The organism is Rhodococcus sp. NPDC058532 (assembly GCF_042719255.1).
Classification (GTDB): domain Bacteria; phylum Actinomycetota; class Actinomycetes; order Mycobacteriales; family Mycobacteriaceae; genus Rhodococcus_G.
In genome coordinates this window covers 125,756-144,051 of sequence record NZ_JBHXNU010000009.1, presented here as the reverse complement: position 1 = coordinate 144,051, position 18,296 = coordinate 125,756, and the positions used below count along the sequence as shown (strand labels likewise).

At 69.2% G+C, this 18,296-nt stretch carries 1 protein-coding gene; it reads left to right on the top strand.

Annotated elements, in window-relative coordinates:
• Positions 1-564 precede the first annotated feature (564 nt).
• On the top strand, positions 565-18,243 hold the full coding sequence (locus ACFWQG_RS12910; protein WP_378508020.1) for a non-ribosomal peptide synthase/polyketide synthase: 17,679 nt from the start codon (positions 565-567) through the stop codon (positions 18,241-18,243).
• Positions 18,244-18,296: the final 53 nt, after the last annotated feature.

The window sequence follows — 18,296 nt, the reverse complement described above, 5'->3', positions numbered from 1 at the left end:
CTGCCGGTTATCGAGCGTGACCTGGGGGAACGAGAGGTCGGGGCGGGTTGGACGCCGGACCGTGTGCGGTTCTGACGCACCCGAACGGCACTGAGTTGGACGCTTGTCGAAGGAAGTTCCCAAACCGCCTCGCCGGGTGTGGTGAACGCGGTAAGTTGCCTCGTGCAATGGGAGCAACCGCACCCATCGTGGATAGGTAAGGCCGCCACATCAGGCGGGGTGATTGTCTTTCGGGAGGGCGATCTGTGAGCACACTATGGAGCGTCGGACACCATGTGCTGTGTTCCACCACCATCGCGAACACGTGGCAGAACGCCGGCCTTCGCGTCGGACGGTCGCTGTCCGGCCCGGCGCTGCCGTGCGGTGTACCCGGTCGGGGACCCTCCCGCTGACAGCAGTGGTTTCGCGCGGGTGGCGCGCGCCTTGAGCCGAATTCGGCTTCCTTAAGACAAATTCCATTCGGTTCGCCATGTCTGTCCGGGCGCGAGCTATGCCCGATTCGCGGGTCGCGCTGTTCGAACGGCTGGGGAACTTGCGACGCATTCCGGAATCAGGGGTACATCGTTGACTGCCATCGACGGATTCGACAGCACCGACTTCGACCGAACGGTCCAGACCGACGGGGTCGAACAGTTCGACGTCTTTCCCCTGTCGCCGGCGCAGCTGGGGATGTGGTACGCCCAGCACCTCGACCCCGAGGTCCCGATCAACATCGCCCAGTACGTCGATCTGCGTGGCGACGTCGACTTCGACGTCCTCGAGCGGGCCAGCCGGGTCGCATCGACGGAGTTCGGGTCCGGGTGGCTTCGGCTCCTCGAACGTGACGGTCAGCCCTGCCAGATGGTCGACCTCACCATCGACGACTCCATGATCAACCGGGACTTCCGTGCTGAATCCGATCCGGTTGCCGCAGCCAACGCGTGGATGCTCGAGGACTACAGCGCTCCGCTCGACCTCCTCGCGGACCGACTGATCCTCGCTGCCGTGCTCCGCGTCGAGGACAACCGCTACTTCTGGTACTCGCGCTGCCACCACATCATCCTCGACGGCTTCGGGGCAATGAACTTCATGACCCGGGTCGCCGAGCTCTACACCGCCGCGATCGAGGGTCGCGAACCGGAACCCTTCACGACGGTCGACCTGCGCGCACTGTACGAATCCGATGCCGCCTACCGGGAGAGCCCCCGATTTACCGCCGACGGCGAGTACTGGGCCGAGCGGATCGCCGGGCTGGAGCAGGGCACCAGCCTCAGCGGTCGCACCGCGGCGCCGTCCGCGGTCAACCGGATCACCAGCGCGGCATTGTCCGACGGCGTCGCCCGCCGCCTCGAAGCGGTGGTCGCGGAGCAGAACTCCTCGCCCGCAGGCATGCTGATCGCGGCATTCGCGAGCTACCTCGCGCAGATCTCCGGCACCGAGGACGTCGTCCTCACCCTGCCCGTCACCGCGCGCACCACCGCGGCGGCCCGCAGGTCGGGCGGCATGATGTCCAACGTGCTTCCGCTGCGGCTGCGGGTCGGCGCGGACACCACGGTTGCCGAACTGCTCAAGCAGGTGCAGGTCGCCGTCTCGGGGGCACTGCGGCGTCAGCGGTACCGGTACGAGGACATCCGCCGCGGCGCCGCGGCGGGCACCGCGCACCGCGACCTGCTCGGTCCGCTCGTGAACATCATGCTGTTCCACAACGAGGTGTCGCTCGGCTCGATCGTCGGCGAGTACAACGTCCTCTCCACCGGCATCATCGAGGACCTGGGCGTCAACTTCTATCAGAGCGTCGGCGGCACCCGCACCCACATCGATTTCGAGTCCAACCCCAACCTCTACACCGACCAGGAAGCGCAGCAGCAGCATTCGCGATTCCTGGACTTCTTCGACCGGTTCGTGCGCGCGGACGCCCAGACACCGGTGTGGTCGTTGACCGCGGCCACCGCGGCCGAGCTCGACCTGGTGGTGTCGGGGTGGAATGACACCGCTGCCGATCTTGGGTCGGGGACGTTGGTGGAGTTGTTTGAGGTGCAGGCGGCGGCCACGCCGGGTGCGGTGGCGGTGGTGTTTGAGGGTGAGTCGCTGTCGTATGGCGAGTTTGCGTCGCGGGTGCATCGTTTGGCGCGGTATTTGTTGTCGGTGGGTGTGGGGCCGGAGTCGTTGGTTGCGGTGGCGATGCGCCGGTCGGTGGAGATGATCGTCGGGATCTATGCGGTGCAGGCTGCTGGTGCGGGGTATGTGCCGGTGGATCCGGATCAGCCGGCGGACCGGGTTGGGCACATCCTGGATTCTGCGGATCCGGTGGTGGTGTTGTCGACGGTGCGCGATGGCTTCGAGGCGGGGGTGAGGTCTGTCCTGTTGGTGGACGGGCTCGACCTTGCTGGTGTTTCGGATGCGCCGATTGCGGATGTTGAGCGGGTTCGGCCGTTGCGTCCGGAGAATGCGGCGTATGTGATTTTCACGTCGGGGTCGACGGGTCGGCCGAAGGGTGTGGCGGTGAGCCATCGTGCGGTGGTGAATCAGGTGGCGTGGATGGCGTCGCGGTATGGGTTCGGTGCGGATGACGTCGTCCTGCAGAAGACGCCGTTGACGTTTGATGTGTCGGTGTGGGAGTTGTTTGTTCCGTTGGTGACTGGTGGTCGGGTGCATGTTGCGCGGCCGGATGGTCATCGGGATCCGGAGTATTTGGCTGCGGTGATTGCGGAGCGGGGGATTACGGCGACGTCGTTTGTGCCGTCGATGTTGTCGGTGTTCGTTGATTATCTGCAGGGCGTGTGCGGTTCGGCGGATGTGGCGTTGCGGCAGGTGTTTGCGGCGGGGGAGGCGTTGCCTGCGGTGACGGCGTCGCGTTTCACCTCTGTCAGTGGTGCGCAATTGCACAATTTGTATGGCCCGACGGAGGCTGCGGTGCATTCGACGCATCGTTGGGTGGATGGGACCGAGGTGGTGTCGGTGCCGATGGGTGTGCCGGTGCCGAATACGCAGGTGTTTGTGTTGGATGGTCGGTTGCGGCCGGTGCCGGTGGGTGTGGCGGGTGAGTTGTATCTGTCGGGTGTGCAGTTGGCGCGGGGTTATCACGGTCGGGTGGATTTGACGGCGGATCGGTTTGTGGCGAATCCGTTCCGGGTCGGGGAGCGGATGTACCGGACGGGTGATCTGGTGGTGTGGGCCGCTGCTGGTGAGTTGGAGTACATCGGTCGTACGGATTTTCAGGTGAAGTTGCGTGGGCAGCGGATTGAGTTGGGCGAGATCGAGGCGGTACTGAACGGCCTGCCCGGGGTATCACAGAGTGTCGTGGTCGTGCGCGGCGATTCCGCCGCCGGTGAGCACCTCGTCGGGTATGCCGTGCCCACCGCCGGCGCGGTGCTCGATGTCGACGAGCTGCGGTCCGCGGTCGGGTCGGTGTTGCCGTCGTACATGGTGCCGTCGGTGGTGATGGCGCTCGAGGCGTTCCCGCTCAATGCCAGCGGCAAGCTGGACCGGACGGCGCTCCCGGTGCCCGACGTCACCGCGGGCGGACGGGCGTTCCGCGCCCCCCGAACCCCGGCGGAGGAGGTCGTCGCCGCCGTCTACGCAGACGTCCTCGGTGTCGGTCAGGTCGGGCTCGACGACGACTTCTTCGAGTTGGGTGGCAACTCCCTCAACGCGAACCAGGTGGTGGCCAGGATCGGGGCCGCGTTCGGGATCCGGTTGGGGGTGCGCGCGCTGTTCGAGGCGCCCACCGTCGCCGCCATCACCGACCGTGCCGAGCGGGCGGGTTCGCGGGGGGAGCAGCGACCCCACCTGACGGGCCGAATCCGACCCGATCGCATCCCACTATCCCTTGCGCAGCAACGCATGTGGTTCCTCAACCAGTACGACACGGCCGCGGCAACGTACAACCTTCCGCTGGTCGTGCGGCTCGCAGGCCGCACCGACACCGCTGCGCTGCGCGCGGCACTGCTCGACGTCGTCGGCAGGCACGAGTCGCTGCGCACCGTGTTCCCCGAGTCCGCGGACGGCGTCCACCAGGTGGTCCTACCCGCCGACGAGGTGGATCTCGACCTGTCCGTGCGGGTCGTGCCCGACGCGGATCTGGCGACCGCGCTGACGGAGTTCGCCGCCGCCGGATTCGATGTGGCCGAGGAGATCCCGTTCCGGGTGCGCATCCTCGCGATCGGTGCCGACGAGCTTGCCGTTGCGCTCGTTCTGCATCACATCGCCGCGGACGGCATGTCCTGGGCGGTCCTCGCCCGCGACGTGATGACCGCATACACCGCCCGGGCCGGCGGCACCCTGCCCGAGTGGCCGCCGCTGCGGGTGCAGTATGCCGACTACGCGCTGTGGCAGCGGGAAGTGCTCGGCGACGAGAACGATCCGACCTCGGTGTCCGCAGGCCAGATCGACTACTGGCGCGGCGCGTTGGCGGGGATTCCCGACCAGCTGGACCTGCCCGCGGATCGTCTGCGGCCCGCGGTGCAGTCCTTCCGCGGCGGCCGGGTCGGGTTCACGATCGACGAGGACGTCACGGAAGCGTTGGCCGCGCTCGCGCGCGCGCACGGGGTCACGCCGTTCATGGTCGTGCACGCGGCGCTGGGTGTGCTGCTGTCCCGGCTGAGCGGGACCAGCGACATCGCCATCGGCACCCCGGTCGCGGGACGCGGCGAGCAGGCGCTCGACGATGTGATCGGGATGTTCGTCAACACCCTGGTGCTGCGCACCCAGGTCGACCCGGGGTCGTCGTTCACCGATCTGCTGTCCCATGTCCGGGACACCGACCTGTCGGCGTTCTCCCATGCCGACGTGCCGTTCGAGCGGCTCGTCCAGGTGCTCAACCCTGCCCGGTCCACCTCCCGCCACCCGCTGTTCCAGGTGGTGCTGTCCTTCGAGAACATGGGCGAGACCACCCTCGAACTGCCCGGGCTGTCGGTCACGGCCGGGGAGGTCCAGGTCGATGTCTCCAAGTTCGACCTGCAGCTGACGCTGCGCGAGGCCACCGACTCCGGGGTCATGCCCGCCGAATTCGTGTACGCCACCGACCTGTTCGACGAGGCGACGGTCATCGGATTCGCGGAGCGGTTCACCCGGATTCTTTCTGCGGTGCTCCGCGATCCGACCCGCCCGGTCGGCGACATTGAGATCCTGTCCGCCGCCGAGCGCACCGACCTGCTGCAGCGCGTCGACCCGCGGACCGGGCTGCGACCCGGCGGCCCGGCCGCCGGCACCGACCCGCGACTGCTGCCCGACCTCCTCGCCGCGGCAGCGGCCCGCGACCCCGAGGCCACCGCACTGGTCAGCGAGGACGGGTCCCTGACCTACCGGGAACTGGACGAACGCTCGTCGCGACTGGCCCGACTGCTGATCTCCCGCGGCGTCGGTCCGGAAACGACGGTGGCACTGGCCATTCGACGGTCCCTGCGATCGATTCTGTCGGTGTGGGCGGTCGCGAAGGCCGGTGCCGCCTTCGTGCCGGTCGATCCGACCTATCCGCAGGACCGGATCATGCACATGGTCACCGACTCCGGCGCGGTGCTCGGTGTCAGCTGCACCGACGAGATCGCGGACCTGCCGCCGTCGGTCGAATGGCTCGCGCTCGACCGGGCCGAAGAGTCGGCGTCAGCGCTGTCCGGCTCCCCGGTGACCGATGCGGACCGGATCCGGCCGCTGCGGATCGACCACCCCGCATACCTCATCTACACCTCCGGCTCCACCGGACTGCCCAAGGGCGTCGTCGTCACCCACGCGGGCATCGCGAACGTGCGTGACCACCAGCGCGAGGACTACCGGATCGTCCCCGGGGCACGGACGCTGCACGTCGCGTCCCCGAGCTTCGACGTCGCGTTTTATGAACTGATCGTCGCCTTCGGCGTCGGGGCCACCATGGTCATCGCACCGCCGACCGTGTGGGGCGGACCCGAGCTGACGGAACTGCTGCGCCGGGAACGGGTCTCGCACGTCGTCATCACCCCGGGTGCGCTGGCGACCGTCGACCCGGAACCCCTCGACGAGCTGGGCGTCGTCGTGGTGTGCGGCGAGGCGTGCCCGCCGGAACTGATGGCCGCCTGGTCGGTCGGTCGACGGTTCGTCAACGCGTACGGGCCGACCGAGAGCACCGTCGTCGCCAGCTGCACCGATGCGCTGGCGCCGGGCGAGCACATCACCATCGGCCACCCCACCGCCGGGATCCGGAACGCCATCCTCGACCACCGGCTCAACCCCGTCCCCGTCGGTGTGGTCGGGGAGCTGTACCTGTCCGGCCCCGGCCTGGCCCGCGGCTACCGCGGGCGGGCGGGTCTCACGGCGGAGCGGTTCGTCGCGGACCCGTTCGGCGGCGTGGGCCAGCGGATGTACCGCACCGGCGACGTCGCTCGCTGGACCGAGAACGGCGAGGTCGACTATCTCGGCCGGTCCGACTTCCAGGTGAAGGTGCGCGGCTTCCGCATCGAACTGGGCGAGATCGACGCGGCGCTCGCCGCCCGTCCCGGCATCGACTTCGCGGTAACCCTCGGTCACGAGGGGGCAGGCGGGCACACCGCCCTGGTCGCCTACGTGCTTGCCGCGCCCGGCGCCGCCATCGACGTGGCCGAACTCAAGGCCGCGCTCGGTGAGCGGCTGCCCTCCCACATGGTGCCCGCCGCGATCATGGTGATCGACGAGATTCCCCGGACGCCGGTCGGGAAGCTGGACCGGAAGTCGTTGCCCGCACCGGTGTTCGAGGCGCGCGCGTATCGGGCGCCGTCGACCCCGGTGGAGAAGACCGTCGCTGGCACCTTCGCGGACGTGCTCGGCGTCGACCGGGTGGGACTCGACGACGACTTCTTCGACCTCGGCGGCAACTCCCTGATCGCCACCCAGGTGGTGGCCCGGCTCGGTGTCGCCCTCGACGTCACCGTCCCGGTGCGGATCCTGTTCGAGGCGCCCACCGTCGCCGCGCTCGCCGGCTGGGCGGCCGACCACGTGGGGAGCGGTGCCCGCCCCGCGCTGACCGCGACGGACCGGCCTGCGTCCATCCCGCTGTCGCTGGCGCAGCAGCGGATGTGGTTCCTCAACCGGTTCGACAGCAACGCCACCGTCTATCACCTCCCGATGGTGATGCGGTTGTCGGGAACCCTGGACGTCGATGCCCTGCAGGCCGCGGTCGTGGACGTGCTCACCCGGCACGAGTCGCTCCGCACGGTGTTCCCCGAAACCGAGCTCGGTGCCGTGCAGGTGGTGCTCGACCCGGCCGACGTGCCGACGAAACTCGATCGAATCGCTTGCAGTGCAGCCGAACTCGATGACATCCTCGTCGACTTCGCCTCGACCGGATTCGATGTGCGAACCCAGATCCCGGTGCGCGCACGGCTCGTCGAACTCGGCACGGACGAACACGTCCTCGCCGTAGTCGTCCACCACATCAGCGCGGACGGCTGGTCGATGGCGCCGTTGGCCCGCGACGTGATGCTCGCGTACACCGCGCGCACCGCGGGCGCCGCACCCGACTGGTCCCCACTCGAGGTGCAGTACCCGGACTACAGCCTGTGGCAACGTGCGGTGCTCGGCTCCGAGGACGACCCGGATTCGCTGATCTCCCAGCAGGTCGGCTTCTGGCGGGACGCGCTGCACGGGCTGCCCGACCAGCTGGCGCTCCCCACCGACCGGCCGCGGCCCGCGGTCGCGTCCCATCGCGGGGCCACCCACCGCATCGAGATCGGCACGGACCGGTACACCCGGCTCGAGTCCCTGTCCCGCGAACACCACACCACCATGTTCATGGTGCTGCACGCGGCGCTGTCGGTGCTGTTCGCCCGACTCAGCGGCACCAGCGACATCGCCATCGGCACACCGGTCGCGGGCCGGGGTGAACGCGCCCTCGACGACGTGATCGGGATGTTCGTGAACACGCTGGTGCTGCGCACCGACGTCGACGCGGCGCTGCCGTTCGCGGAGCTGCTGGCCCGCACCCGGGACGCCGACATTGCGGCGTTCGGCAACGCCGACGTGCCCTTCGAGCGGCTCGTCGAGGTGATCGATCCGGCACGCTCGCAGGCGCGCCACCCGCTGTTCCAGGTGATGCTCGCGTTCCAGAACATCGGAACCGCCCGGCTCGAACTGCCCGGGCTGCGCGTCGAACAGGTGGAGTACGACGAACAGATCGCGAAGTTCGATCTGCACGTCACCGTCACCGAATCGGCCGCCGGCGGCGCGGCCGACGGGCTTGTCGCGGACTTCACCTACGCCACCGACCTTTTCGATGCGGAGACCATCGCGAACCTGGGTGCGCGGCTGACCCGGATCATCGACGCCGTTGTCGCGGATCCGGCGGTGCTAGTCGGGGACATCGAGTTGCTCGACGCCGACGAGCGTGCGCTGGTGGTGTCGGGGTGGAATGACACCGCTGCCGATCTTGGGTCGGGGACGTTGGTGGAGTTGTTTGAGGTGCAGGCGGCGGCCACGCCGGGTGCGGTGGCGGTGGTGTTTGAGGGTGAGTCGCTGTCGTATGGCGAGTTTGCGTCGCGGGTGCATCGTTTGGCGCGGTATTTGTTGTCGGTGGGTGTGGGGCCGGAGTCGTTGGTTGCGGTGGCGATGCGCCGGTCGGTGGAGATGATCGTCGGGATCTATGCGGTGCAGGCTGCTGGTGCGGGGTATGTGCCGGTGGATCCGGATCAGCCGGCGGACCGGGTTGGGCACATCCTGGATTCTGCGGATCCGGTGGTGGTGTTGTCGACGGTGCGCGATGGCTTCGAGGCGGGGGTGAGGTCTGTCCTGTTGGTGGACGGGCTCGACCTTGCTGGTGTTTCGGATGCGCCGATTGCGGATGTTGAGCGGGTTCGGCCGTTGCGTCCGGAGAATGCGGCGTATGTGATTTTCACGTCGGGGTCGACGGGTCGGCCGAAGGGTGTGGCGGTGAGCCATCGTGCGGTGGTGAATCAGGTGGCGTGGATGGCGTCGCGGTATGGGTTCGGTGCGGATGACGTCGTCCTGCAGAAGACGCCGTTGACGTTTGATGTGTCGGTGTGGGAGTTGTTTGTTCCGTTGGTGACTGGTGGTCGGGTGCATGTTGCGCGGCCGGATGGTCATCGGGATCCGGAGTATTTGGCTGCGGTGATTGCGGAGCGGGGGATTACGGCGACGTCGTTTGTGCCGTCGATGTTGTCGGTGTTCGTTGATTATCTGCAGGGCGTGTGCGGTTCGGCGGATGTGGCGTTGCGGCAGGTGTTTGCGGCGGGGGAGGCGTTGCCTGCGGTGACGGCGTCGCGTTTCACCTCTGTCAGTGGTGCGCAATTGCACAATTTGTATGGCCCGACGGAGGCTGCGGTGCATTCGACGCATCGTTGGGTGGATGGGACCGAGGTGGTGTCGGTGCCGATGGGTGTGCCGGTGCCGAATACGCAGGTGTTTGTGTTGGATGGTCGGTTGCGGCCGGTGCCGGTGGGTGTGGCGGGTGAGTTGTATCTGTCGGGTGTGCAGTTGGCGCGGGGTTATCACGGTCGGGTGGATTTGACGGCGGATCGGTTTGTGGCGAATCCGTTCCGGGTCGGGGAGCGGATGTACCGGACGGGTGATCTGGTGGTGTGGGCCGCTGCTGGTGAGTTGGAGTACATCGGTCGTACGGATTTTCAGGTGAAGTTGCGTGGGCAGCGGATTGAGTTGGGCGAGATCGAGGCGGCGTTGCTGACGGTTGCGTCGGTGGCGCAGTCCGTCGTGACGGTGCACCGCGATGAGCGTGTCGGGGATGCGTTGGTGGCCCATGTGGTGCCGGTCTCCGGTGTTGAGGTGGATGCCGATGCGCTGAGGGGGGCGCTGCGCGCGGTGTTGCCGTCGTACATGGTTCCGTCGGCGTTCGTTGTGCTTGAGGCGTTCCCGTTGAATGCGGCGGGGAAGTTGGATCGTGCGGCGCTGCCGGTGCCAGTGTTTGAGGCGCGGGTGTTCCGGGCGCCGTCGACTCCGGTGGAGGAGATCGTGGCGGTCACGTTCGCGGATCTGCTGGGTGTGGAGCGGGTGGGTCTCGATGATGATTTCTTCGAGTTGGGTGGCAACTCGTTGATCGCGACGCAGGTGGTGGCGCGGTTGGGTGCGGCGTTGGATGCGCTGGTGCCGGTGCGGGTGTTGTTTGAGGCGTCGACGGTGTCGGATTTGGCGGCGCGGGTGGAGTCGCAGGCCGGTGTTGGTGGCCGGGTCGCGTTGGTTGCGGGCCCGCGCCCGGAACGGCTTCCCCTCTCCCCGGCACAGTCCCGGATGTGGTTCCTCAACCAGTTCGACACCGCATCCGCCGTCAACAACATCCCGGCCGCGATCACGCTGTCCGGGCAGCTCGACATCCCCGCGCTGCAGGCGGCCGTCGCGGACGTGGTGGCACGGCACGAGGTGCTGCGGACTCGATACCCCGACACGGCGGAGGGCCCGATGCAGGTGATCGTGCCGCTCGCCGACGCCGTCCCGGACCTGATGCCGACACCCGTGACCGACCACGACCTGCCCGCGGCCATCGTGGCCGAGGCCAGCGCCGGGTTCGACGTCACCGTGCAGATCCCCCTGCGGGCAACCCTGTTCGCGTTGCGGGAGACCGAGTTCGTGCTGATGTTCGTCGTGCATCACATCGCCGCCGACGGCTTCTCGGTGGCCCCGCTGGTCCGGGACGTGATGACCGCGTACGGCGCCCGCAGCGCAGGCCAGGCCCCCACCTGGTCGCCGCTGCCGGTGCAGTACGCCGACTACGCGCTGTGGCAGCGGGAGGTGCTCGGGTCGGAGGACGACCCCGAGTCGCTGATCTCCCGGCAACTGGTGCACTGGTCACGCGAGCTGTCGGGCCTGCCGGACCAGCTGGAGCTCCCGAGCGACCGGACCCGGCCCGCGGTGGCGTCGTATCGCGGCGCAGGCACCACCGTCACCGTGGACGCCGAGCTGCACGCCGCGCTCGGCGACCTTGCCCGCGGGGAGGGCGCCACGATGTTCATGGTGGTGCACGCGGCGTTGGCGGTGCTGCTGGCGCGACTGTCGAACACCGAGGACATCGCGATCGGTGCCCCGGTCGCCGGTCGCGGTGACGCCGCGCTCGACGACCTGGTCGGCATGTTCGTCAACACACTGGTGCTGCGGAGCCGGGTGGAGCCGACGGCCACCTTCACGGATCTGCTCGCGCGGGTCCGGGACACCGACATCGCCGGCTTCGCGCACGCCGATGTGCCGTTCGAGCGGCTGGTGGAGGCACTCGACCCGCAGCGCTCGCAGGCCCGGCACCCGCTGTTCCAGGTGGCGTTGACGTTCCAGAATCTGGGGCGGGTGAGCCTGGAACTGCCGGGCCTGACGATCGGCGAGGCCGACGTCGACGCGCAGGTCGCGAAGTTCGACCTGCAGCTCACGGTGTCGGAGGCCGTCGACGAGCACGGTCGCCCGTCCGGGCTCACGGCCGAATTCACCTATGCCACCGATCTGTTCGACCGGGTGACGGTGGAGTCGTTCGGCGACCGGTTCGTGCGGATCCTCACGCAGGTGGTTGCGGATCCGGCGGTGGTGGTCGGGGACATCGACCTGCTCGGCTCGGGTGAGCGGGAGCTGGTGGTGTCGGAGTGGACGTCGGCGGGGGCCGATGCCGGTGTCGACGCGACGCTGGCGGAACTGTTCGACGCGGTGGCCCGGACCCACCCCGGTCGGGTCGCGGTGCGGTACGGGGGAGACACCCTGACCTACGCCGACCTCGACGGTCGGTCGAATCGTCTGGCGCGCGGGTTGATTGCGATGGGTGTCGGCCCGGAGTCGTTGGTGGCGGTGGCGCTGCCGCGGTCTGCGGATCTGGTGGTGGCGTTGCTTGCGGTGATCAAGGCAGGTGCCGGCTACCTGCCGGTGGACCCGACCTATCCGGCGGAGCGGATCGAGTTCATGCTGTCCGACGCGGCGCCGGCGTGCCTGCTGACCGGCTCGGGTGTGGAGGCGGTGCGTCCGGCCGGGTTGCCGGTGGTCGAGTTGGACCGGGTGGACCTGGCCGCGGTGTCGGCTGCGCCGGTGACCGATGCGGAGCGGATCGTGCCGCTGACACCCGGCAATGTGGCGTACGTGATCTACACGTCGGGGTCGACGGGTCGCCCGAAGGGTGTGCTGGTGCCGCACCGCAACGTCGCGCGGCTGATGGCGAACACCGAGTCGGTGTACGGGTTCGACGAGTCGGATGTGTGGACGCTGTTCCACTCGTATGCGTTCGACTTCTCGGTGTGGGAGTTGTGGGGTCCGCTGCTCTACGGCGGGACGCTGGTGGTGGTGGACTACTTCACGTCCCGGTCGCCCGATCAGTTCCTGGAGTTGCTGGTGCGGGAGCGGGTGACGGTGCTGAACCAGACGCCGTCGGCGTTCTACCAGCTGGCGGAGGTGGACCGGGCATCGGCCTCGGTCGGCCAGCTTGCGTTGCGGCAGGTGATCTTCGGTGGTGAGGCGCTGGAGCTGCGGCGGTTGACGGACTGGTTCGACCGGCACGGCGACGGCCTCGGCGCGCCGGGGCCGCGGCTGGTTAACATGTACGGGATCACCGAGACGACGGTGCACGTGTCGCATCGCGGACTCGACCGGGCGATGGCCTCGTCGTCGGCGGCGAGTGTGGTGGGGCAGCCGATCGACGGGTTGCAGGTGTACGTCCTCGATGCGCGGTTGCGTCCGGTGCCGGTGGGTGTGCCGGGTGAAATGTACGTTGCGGGTGGGCAGTTGGCGCGGGGCTACCTGGGTCGGCCCGCCCTGACCGCAGGACGGTTCGTGGCGAATCCGTTCGGTGCCGCGGGGTCGCTGCTGTATCGCTCCGGCGACCTTGCGCGGTGGGGACGCGGCGGGGACCTGGAGTACCTGGGCCGCGCCGACGATCAGGTGAAGGTGCGCGGCTTCCGGATCGAGCTCGGTGAGATCGAGTCGGCGGTGCTGGCGCAGCAGTCGGTGCGACAGGTGGCGGTGGTGGTTCGGGAGGACACCCCGGGCAATCCGGTGCTGGTGGCGTATGTGGTGGCCGCCGGGTCGTCGGGTGTGGATGTCGCGGTGGTGCGCGATGGTGCGGCGGGATTGCTGCCGGCGTACATGGTTCCGTCGGCGTTCGTGGTGGTCGACGAGATCCCGTTGACGGCGAACGGGAAGCTCGATCGGCGCGCGTTGCCCGCGCCGGTGTTCGAGGCGCGGGTGTTCCGGGCACCGTCGACGCCGGTGGAGGAGATCGTGGCTGGCGTCTTCGCCGCGGTGCTCGGCGCCGACCGGGTCGGTGCGGACGACGACTTCTTCGAGCTCGGCGGCAACTCCCTGTCCGCCGCACAGGTGATCTCCCGGCTCGGCACCGCCCTCGACACCAAGGTGCCGGTGCGCGCACTGTTCGACGCGTCGACCGTCGCCGAGCTGGCCGCGCGCCTCGTCGCCCACCGCGGCGAGGGCGGCCGAGCCGAGCTGGTGGCGCAGCAGCGGCCGGGGCAGCTCCCGCTGTCCCTTGCCCAACAGCGGATGTGGTTCCTGAACCGTTTCGACTCGGCATCGACCGCCTACAACATCCCGATGGCGATCCGGATGTCCGGCGACCTCGACGTCGCCGCGCTGCGGGCCGCGGTCGGCGACGTGTTCGCCCGCCACGAGTCGCTGCGCACCCGCTACCCCGAGACCGCGACCGGGCCGATCCAGCTGATCGAACAGACCGCGCAGGCGACCCCGGAGCTCACCCCGGAGCGGGTGCGGGCCGATGACCTGCCCGGGCTGCTGACCGAGCTGATGACCACCCGCTTCGACGTCACCGCCGAGATTCCGGTGCGGATCCGACTGTTCGAGGTGCGCACGCCGACCGGTCCGACCGACTATGTGCTCGCGTCGGTGGTCCACCACATCTCGGCGGACGGCTCCTCGATGGCCCCGTTCGTGCGGGGCGTGATGACCGCCTACACCGCCCGCATCGCGGGAACGGCCCCCGGCTGGGCGCCGCTTCCGGTGCAGTACGCCGACTACGCACTGTGGCAGCGCCGCCTCCTCGGCAGCGACGATGACGCGGATTCGGTTGCCGCGCAGCAGATCGGATACTGGCGGGACGCCCTCGCCGGGCTGCCGGATCAGCTGACCCTTCCGACCGACCGGCCGCGGCCGCCCGTCCAGTCGCACCGCGGCGGCCGGGTCGCGTTCGAGGTCGACGCGCGGCTGCACCGCGGGCTCGGCGACCTCGCGCGCGGTCAGGGCGCGACGCTGTTCATGGCCGCGCACACCGCACTCGCGGTGCTGCTGGCCCGGCTGTCGGGAACGACCGACATCGCGGTGGGCACCCCGATCGCCGGGCGCGGCGAGGCCGCGACCGACGACCTGATCGGCATGTTCGTCAACACCCTCGTCTTCCGCACCCGGGTGACCTCGGAGTCCGGGTTCGCGGACCTGCTCGCCGCGGTTCGGGAAACCGACCTGCAGGCCTTCGCCCACGCGGATGTGCCGTTCGAGCGGCTGGTCGAGGTGCTCAACCCGACCCGGTCCACCGCCAGGCACCCGATCTTCCAGGTCGGCTTCTCGTTCCAGAACCACGAGCAGACCAGCCTGGAACTGCCCGGCCTCACCGTCACGGCACTCGACCTCGACACCGAGAACGCGCAGTTCGACCTGCAGCTCTTCCTCACCGACCGGTACGACGAGACCGGTGCACCGGCGGGTCTGGATGCGGTGTTCAGCTATGCGGTCGACCTCTATGACGAGGCGACGGTCGCCGGATTCGCGGACCGTTTCATCCGGCTGCTTGAGGCCGTCGTCGCGGACCCGTCGGCACCCGTCGGCGACGTCGATCTGCTCGGCGACGCCGAGCGGATCACGCTCCTCGGCGGATGGAACGACACCGCCGAACCGGTCGCCGACCAGACACTCGTCGACCTGTTCGACCGGCAGGTCGGCCGCACCCCCGCGGCACCCGCATTGTGGTGCGACGGCATCGAACTCGGCTACCGCGAGTTCGATGCCCGGGTGAACCGTCTCGCGCGCAGGCTCATCGCGGCGGGGGTGGGACCGGAGTCCCTGGTGGTGCTTGCGATGCGTCGATCCGTCGAACTCGTCATCGGCATGTACGCGGTGGCCAAGGCGGGCGGTGCCTACGTGCCGGTCGATCCCGATCACCCCGCGGAGCGGATCGCGCACATTCTCGACACCGCGGTACCGGTGTGCGTGCTCAGCACCGACCGGGACGCGTTCATCGCCGGCGCCATCCCGGTCCTGCACGTCGACACCCTCGACCTGGCCGGGTTCTCCGATGCGCCGGTGCGGGACGCGGAGCGGATCACCGCGCTGCGGCCGCAGCACCCGGCGTACGTCATCTTCACCTCCGGGTCCACCGGCAGGCCGAAGGGCGTTGCCGTCAGCCACCGGGCGATCGTCAACCAGCTGGAATGGCTGCGGTTCGAATTCTGCCTGGATGCAACCGATTCGGCGCTGCTGAAAACCGCGGCGACCTTCGACCTATCGGTGTGGGAGTTCTGGTCGACGCTGGTGACCGGTGGTCGGCTGGTGATTGCCCGGCCGGGTGGTCAGCAGGACCCCGACTACCTGCTGGCGCTGCTGCGCGAGCAGCGGGTGACGACCCTGCACACGGTGCCGTCGATGCTGACGATGCTGTCCACCGTCGCGGGCGGCACCGCCGTGTCCGCTGACCTGCGTCGCGTCCTCGCGATCGGGGAGGCGCTGCCCGCGGCGACCGCGCAGGCGTTCCGGGAGTCGAACAGTGCGGAACTGGTCAACCTGTACGGCCCGACGGAGGCCGCGGTCTCGGTGACCGCGCATCGGGTCACCGACGACGATCGCACGTCGGTGCCGATCGGCAGGGGCGAGTGGAACACCCGACTGTTCGTGCTCGATCGGCGGCTGAACCCGGTGCCCGCCGGGGTGCCCGGCGAGCTGTACCTGGCGGGGACGCAGTTGGCGCGTGGCTATCACGGCCGCGCCGACCTGACCTCGGACCGCTTCGTCGCGAACCCGTTCGGCCTTCCCGGCGAGCGCATGTACCGCACCGGCGACCTGGTGACCTGGCGGGCCGGCGGCGACCTCGAGTACCTCGAGCGCGGCGACTTCCAGGTGAAGGTGCGCGGGTACCGGATCGAGCTCGGCGAGATCGAGGCGGTGCTTGCCCGCGACGAGTCGGTCGGCGCGGTGGTGGTCACCGCCCGCGCGGACGGCGACGGCGTCGACCGGCTGGTGGCCTACCTGGTGTCCGCCGCCGGCACGACCCTCGACACCGCGCGGCTCGAGGCGCACGCGCTGGCCGGCCTGCCCGCCTACATGGTGCCCGCCGCGTTCGTGGTGCTCGACGCCCTGCCGCTCACCGTCAACGGCAAACTGGACCGGGCGACGCTGCCCGCCCCGGAATTCTCGGTGGCGGAGTTCCGCGCACCGGAGACCGCGGCCGAGCGGACGGTCGCGGACGTGTACGCGGAGGTGCTCGCCGCGGGCCGGGTCGGCCTCGACGATGACTTCTTCGCGCTCGGCGGCAACTCGCTCGTAGCGACGCAGGTGACCGCGCGCCTCGGGGAAATATTTGCCACGACGGTGCCGGTGGCGTTGCTGTTCGAGGCACCGACCGTCGGCGCTCTCGCCGCGCGGGTCGCCGAGATCGCGGGCGTCGGCGGCAGGACGCCGCTGACGGTGATGCCGCGCCCCGACGCCATCCCGCTCTCGCTCGCGCAGCAGCGGATGTGGGTGCTCAACCGGATGATGCCGGACTCCGCCGCCTACAACATCCCGGCCGCGATCCGGTTGTCCGGGCTGCTCGACGTCCCGGCGTTGGCATCCGCGATGCGGGACGTGGTGGAGCGGCACGAGGTGCTGCGGACGGTCTACCCGGACGGCACCGACGGCCCGGTTCAGGTGGTGCGGCCAGCCGATGCGGTGCGGCCGGATCTGACCCCGGCCCGGGTCGCCGAGCGGGACCTGCCCGCCCTGCTGCTGGAGACGGTGTCGTTGGGATTCGACGTCACCACGCAGGTCCCGATCCGGGCCCGGCTGTTCGAGCTGAGCGCGACGGAGCACGTGCTCGTGGTGGTGGTCCACCACATCAGCGGGGACGGCTTCTCGATGGGCCCGCTGACCAGGGACGTCATGATGGCCTACTCGTCGCGGGTGGAGGGCAGGGAACCGGGCTGGGCGCCGCTGGCGGTCCAGTACGCGGACTACAGCCTGTGGCAGCGCGCGGTGCTCGGCTCCGAGGACGACCCGGAGTCCCCGCTCGCCAGGCAGGTCGACTACTGGGTGAACGAGCTGGCCGGGGTGCCCGAGCAGCTGGAACTGCCGACCGATCATCGGCGCCCCGCCCGCCAGTCGATGCGCGGCGGATCGTACGACTTCACGATCGACGCGGAGCTGACGGACCGGCTGAACGCGATCGCCCGCGACCACCATGCAACGCTGTTCATGGTCGTGCACAGCGCGTTCGCGGTGCTGCTCGCGAAGATGAGCGGGTCGACCGACATCACCGTGGGAACCCCGGTCGCCGGGCGCGGGGAGCGGGTGCTCGACGACCTGATCGGCATGTTCGTCAACACCGTGGTGCTGCGCACCGAGGTCGGCTCGGGGTCGACCTTCACCGACCTGCTCGCGCAGGCAAGGCGGAAGGACCTGGCCGCCTTCGACCACGCCGACGTGCCGTTCGAGCGGCTCGTCGACGTGACCGGGCGGGAACGGTCGACGGCCTACTCGCCGCTGTTCCAGGTGATGTTCGCGTTCCAGAACATGACTGCCCGGTCGCTGCAGCTGCCCGGGCTGGAGGTGTCGGCGCTCGACAGCGGCTTCGACCAGGCGAAGTTCGACCTGCAGCTCACCGGGCAGGAGACCTTCGACGACCGCGGCGCACCCGCGGAGATCCGGATGCAGTTCACCTACGCGACGGACCTGTTCCTGCCGGAGACCATCGCGCTGTTCGCGGGCAGGCTCACCCGGATCCTCGACGCGGTGTCCGCCGACCCGATGGTGCTGCTGCGCGGCATCGACATCCTGACCGAGCAGGAACGGTCCCGATTCGCGCCGACGCAGGAGCCGACGGCGGCGGATCTGCCGGATCTGGTTGCGGCCGCGGCGGCGGTCGGGTCCGACGCCGTCGCCCTGACCCACGACGGTACGGCCATCACCTTCGGGCAGCTGGCCGCCAAGGTGGCGGCCGTGGTGAAGTCGATGGGCGCGGCACTCAAGCCGGAGGCGGCGATCACCGTCGCGCTGTCCGGGCTCGTCCCCGGCATCCTTCCCGCGTTGGGTCCGGAGGGGCTCGCGAAGGTGATGGATTCCCTGGTCACCGAGTCCCAAGCGATTGTTGAGAAAGCCCGGTCAGGCGGCACGCAGTGAACCTATAGTTCACGCGGGGACGCCCGAATTTGTGGCGTCCCACGTCTTTTGTG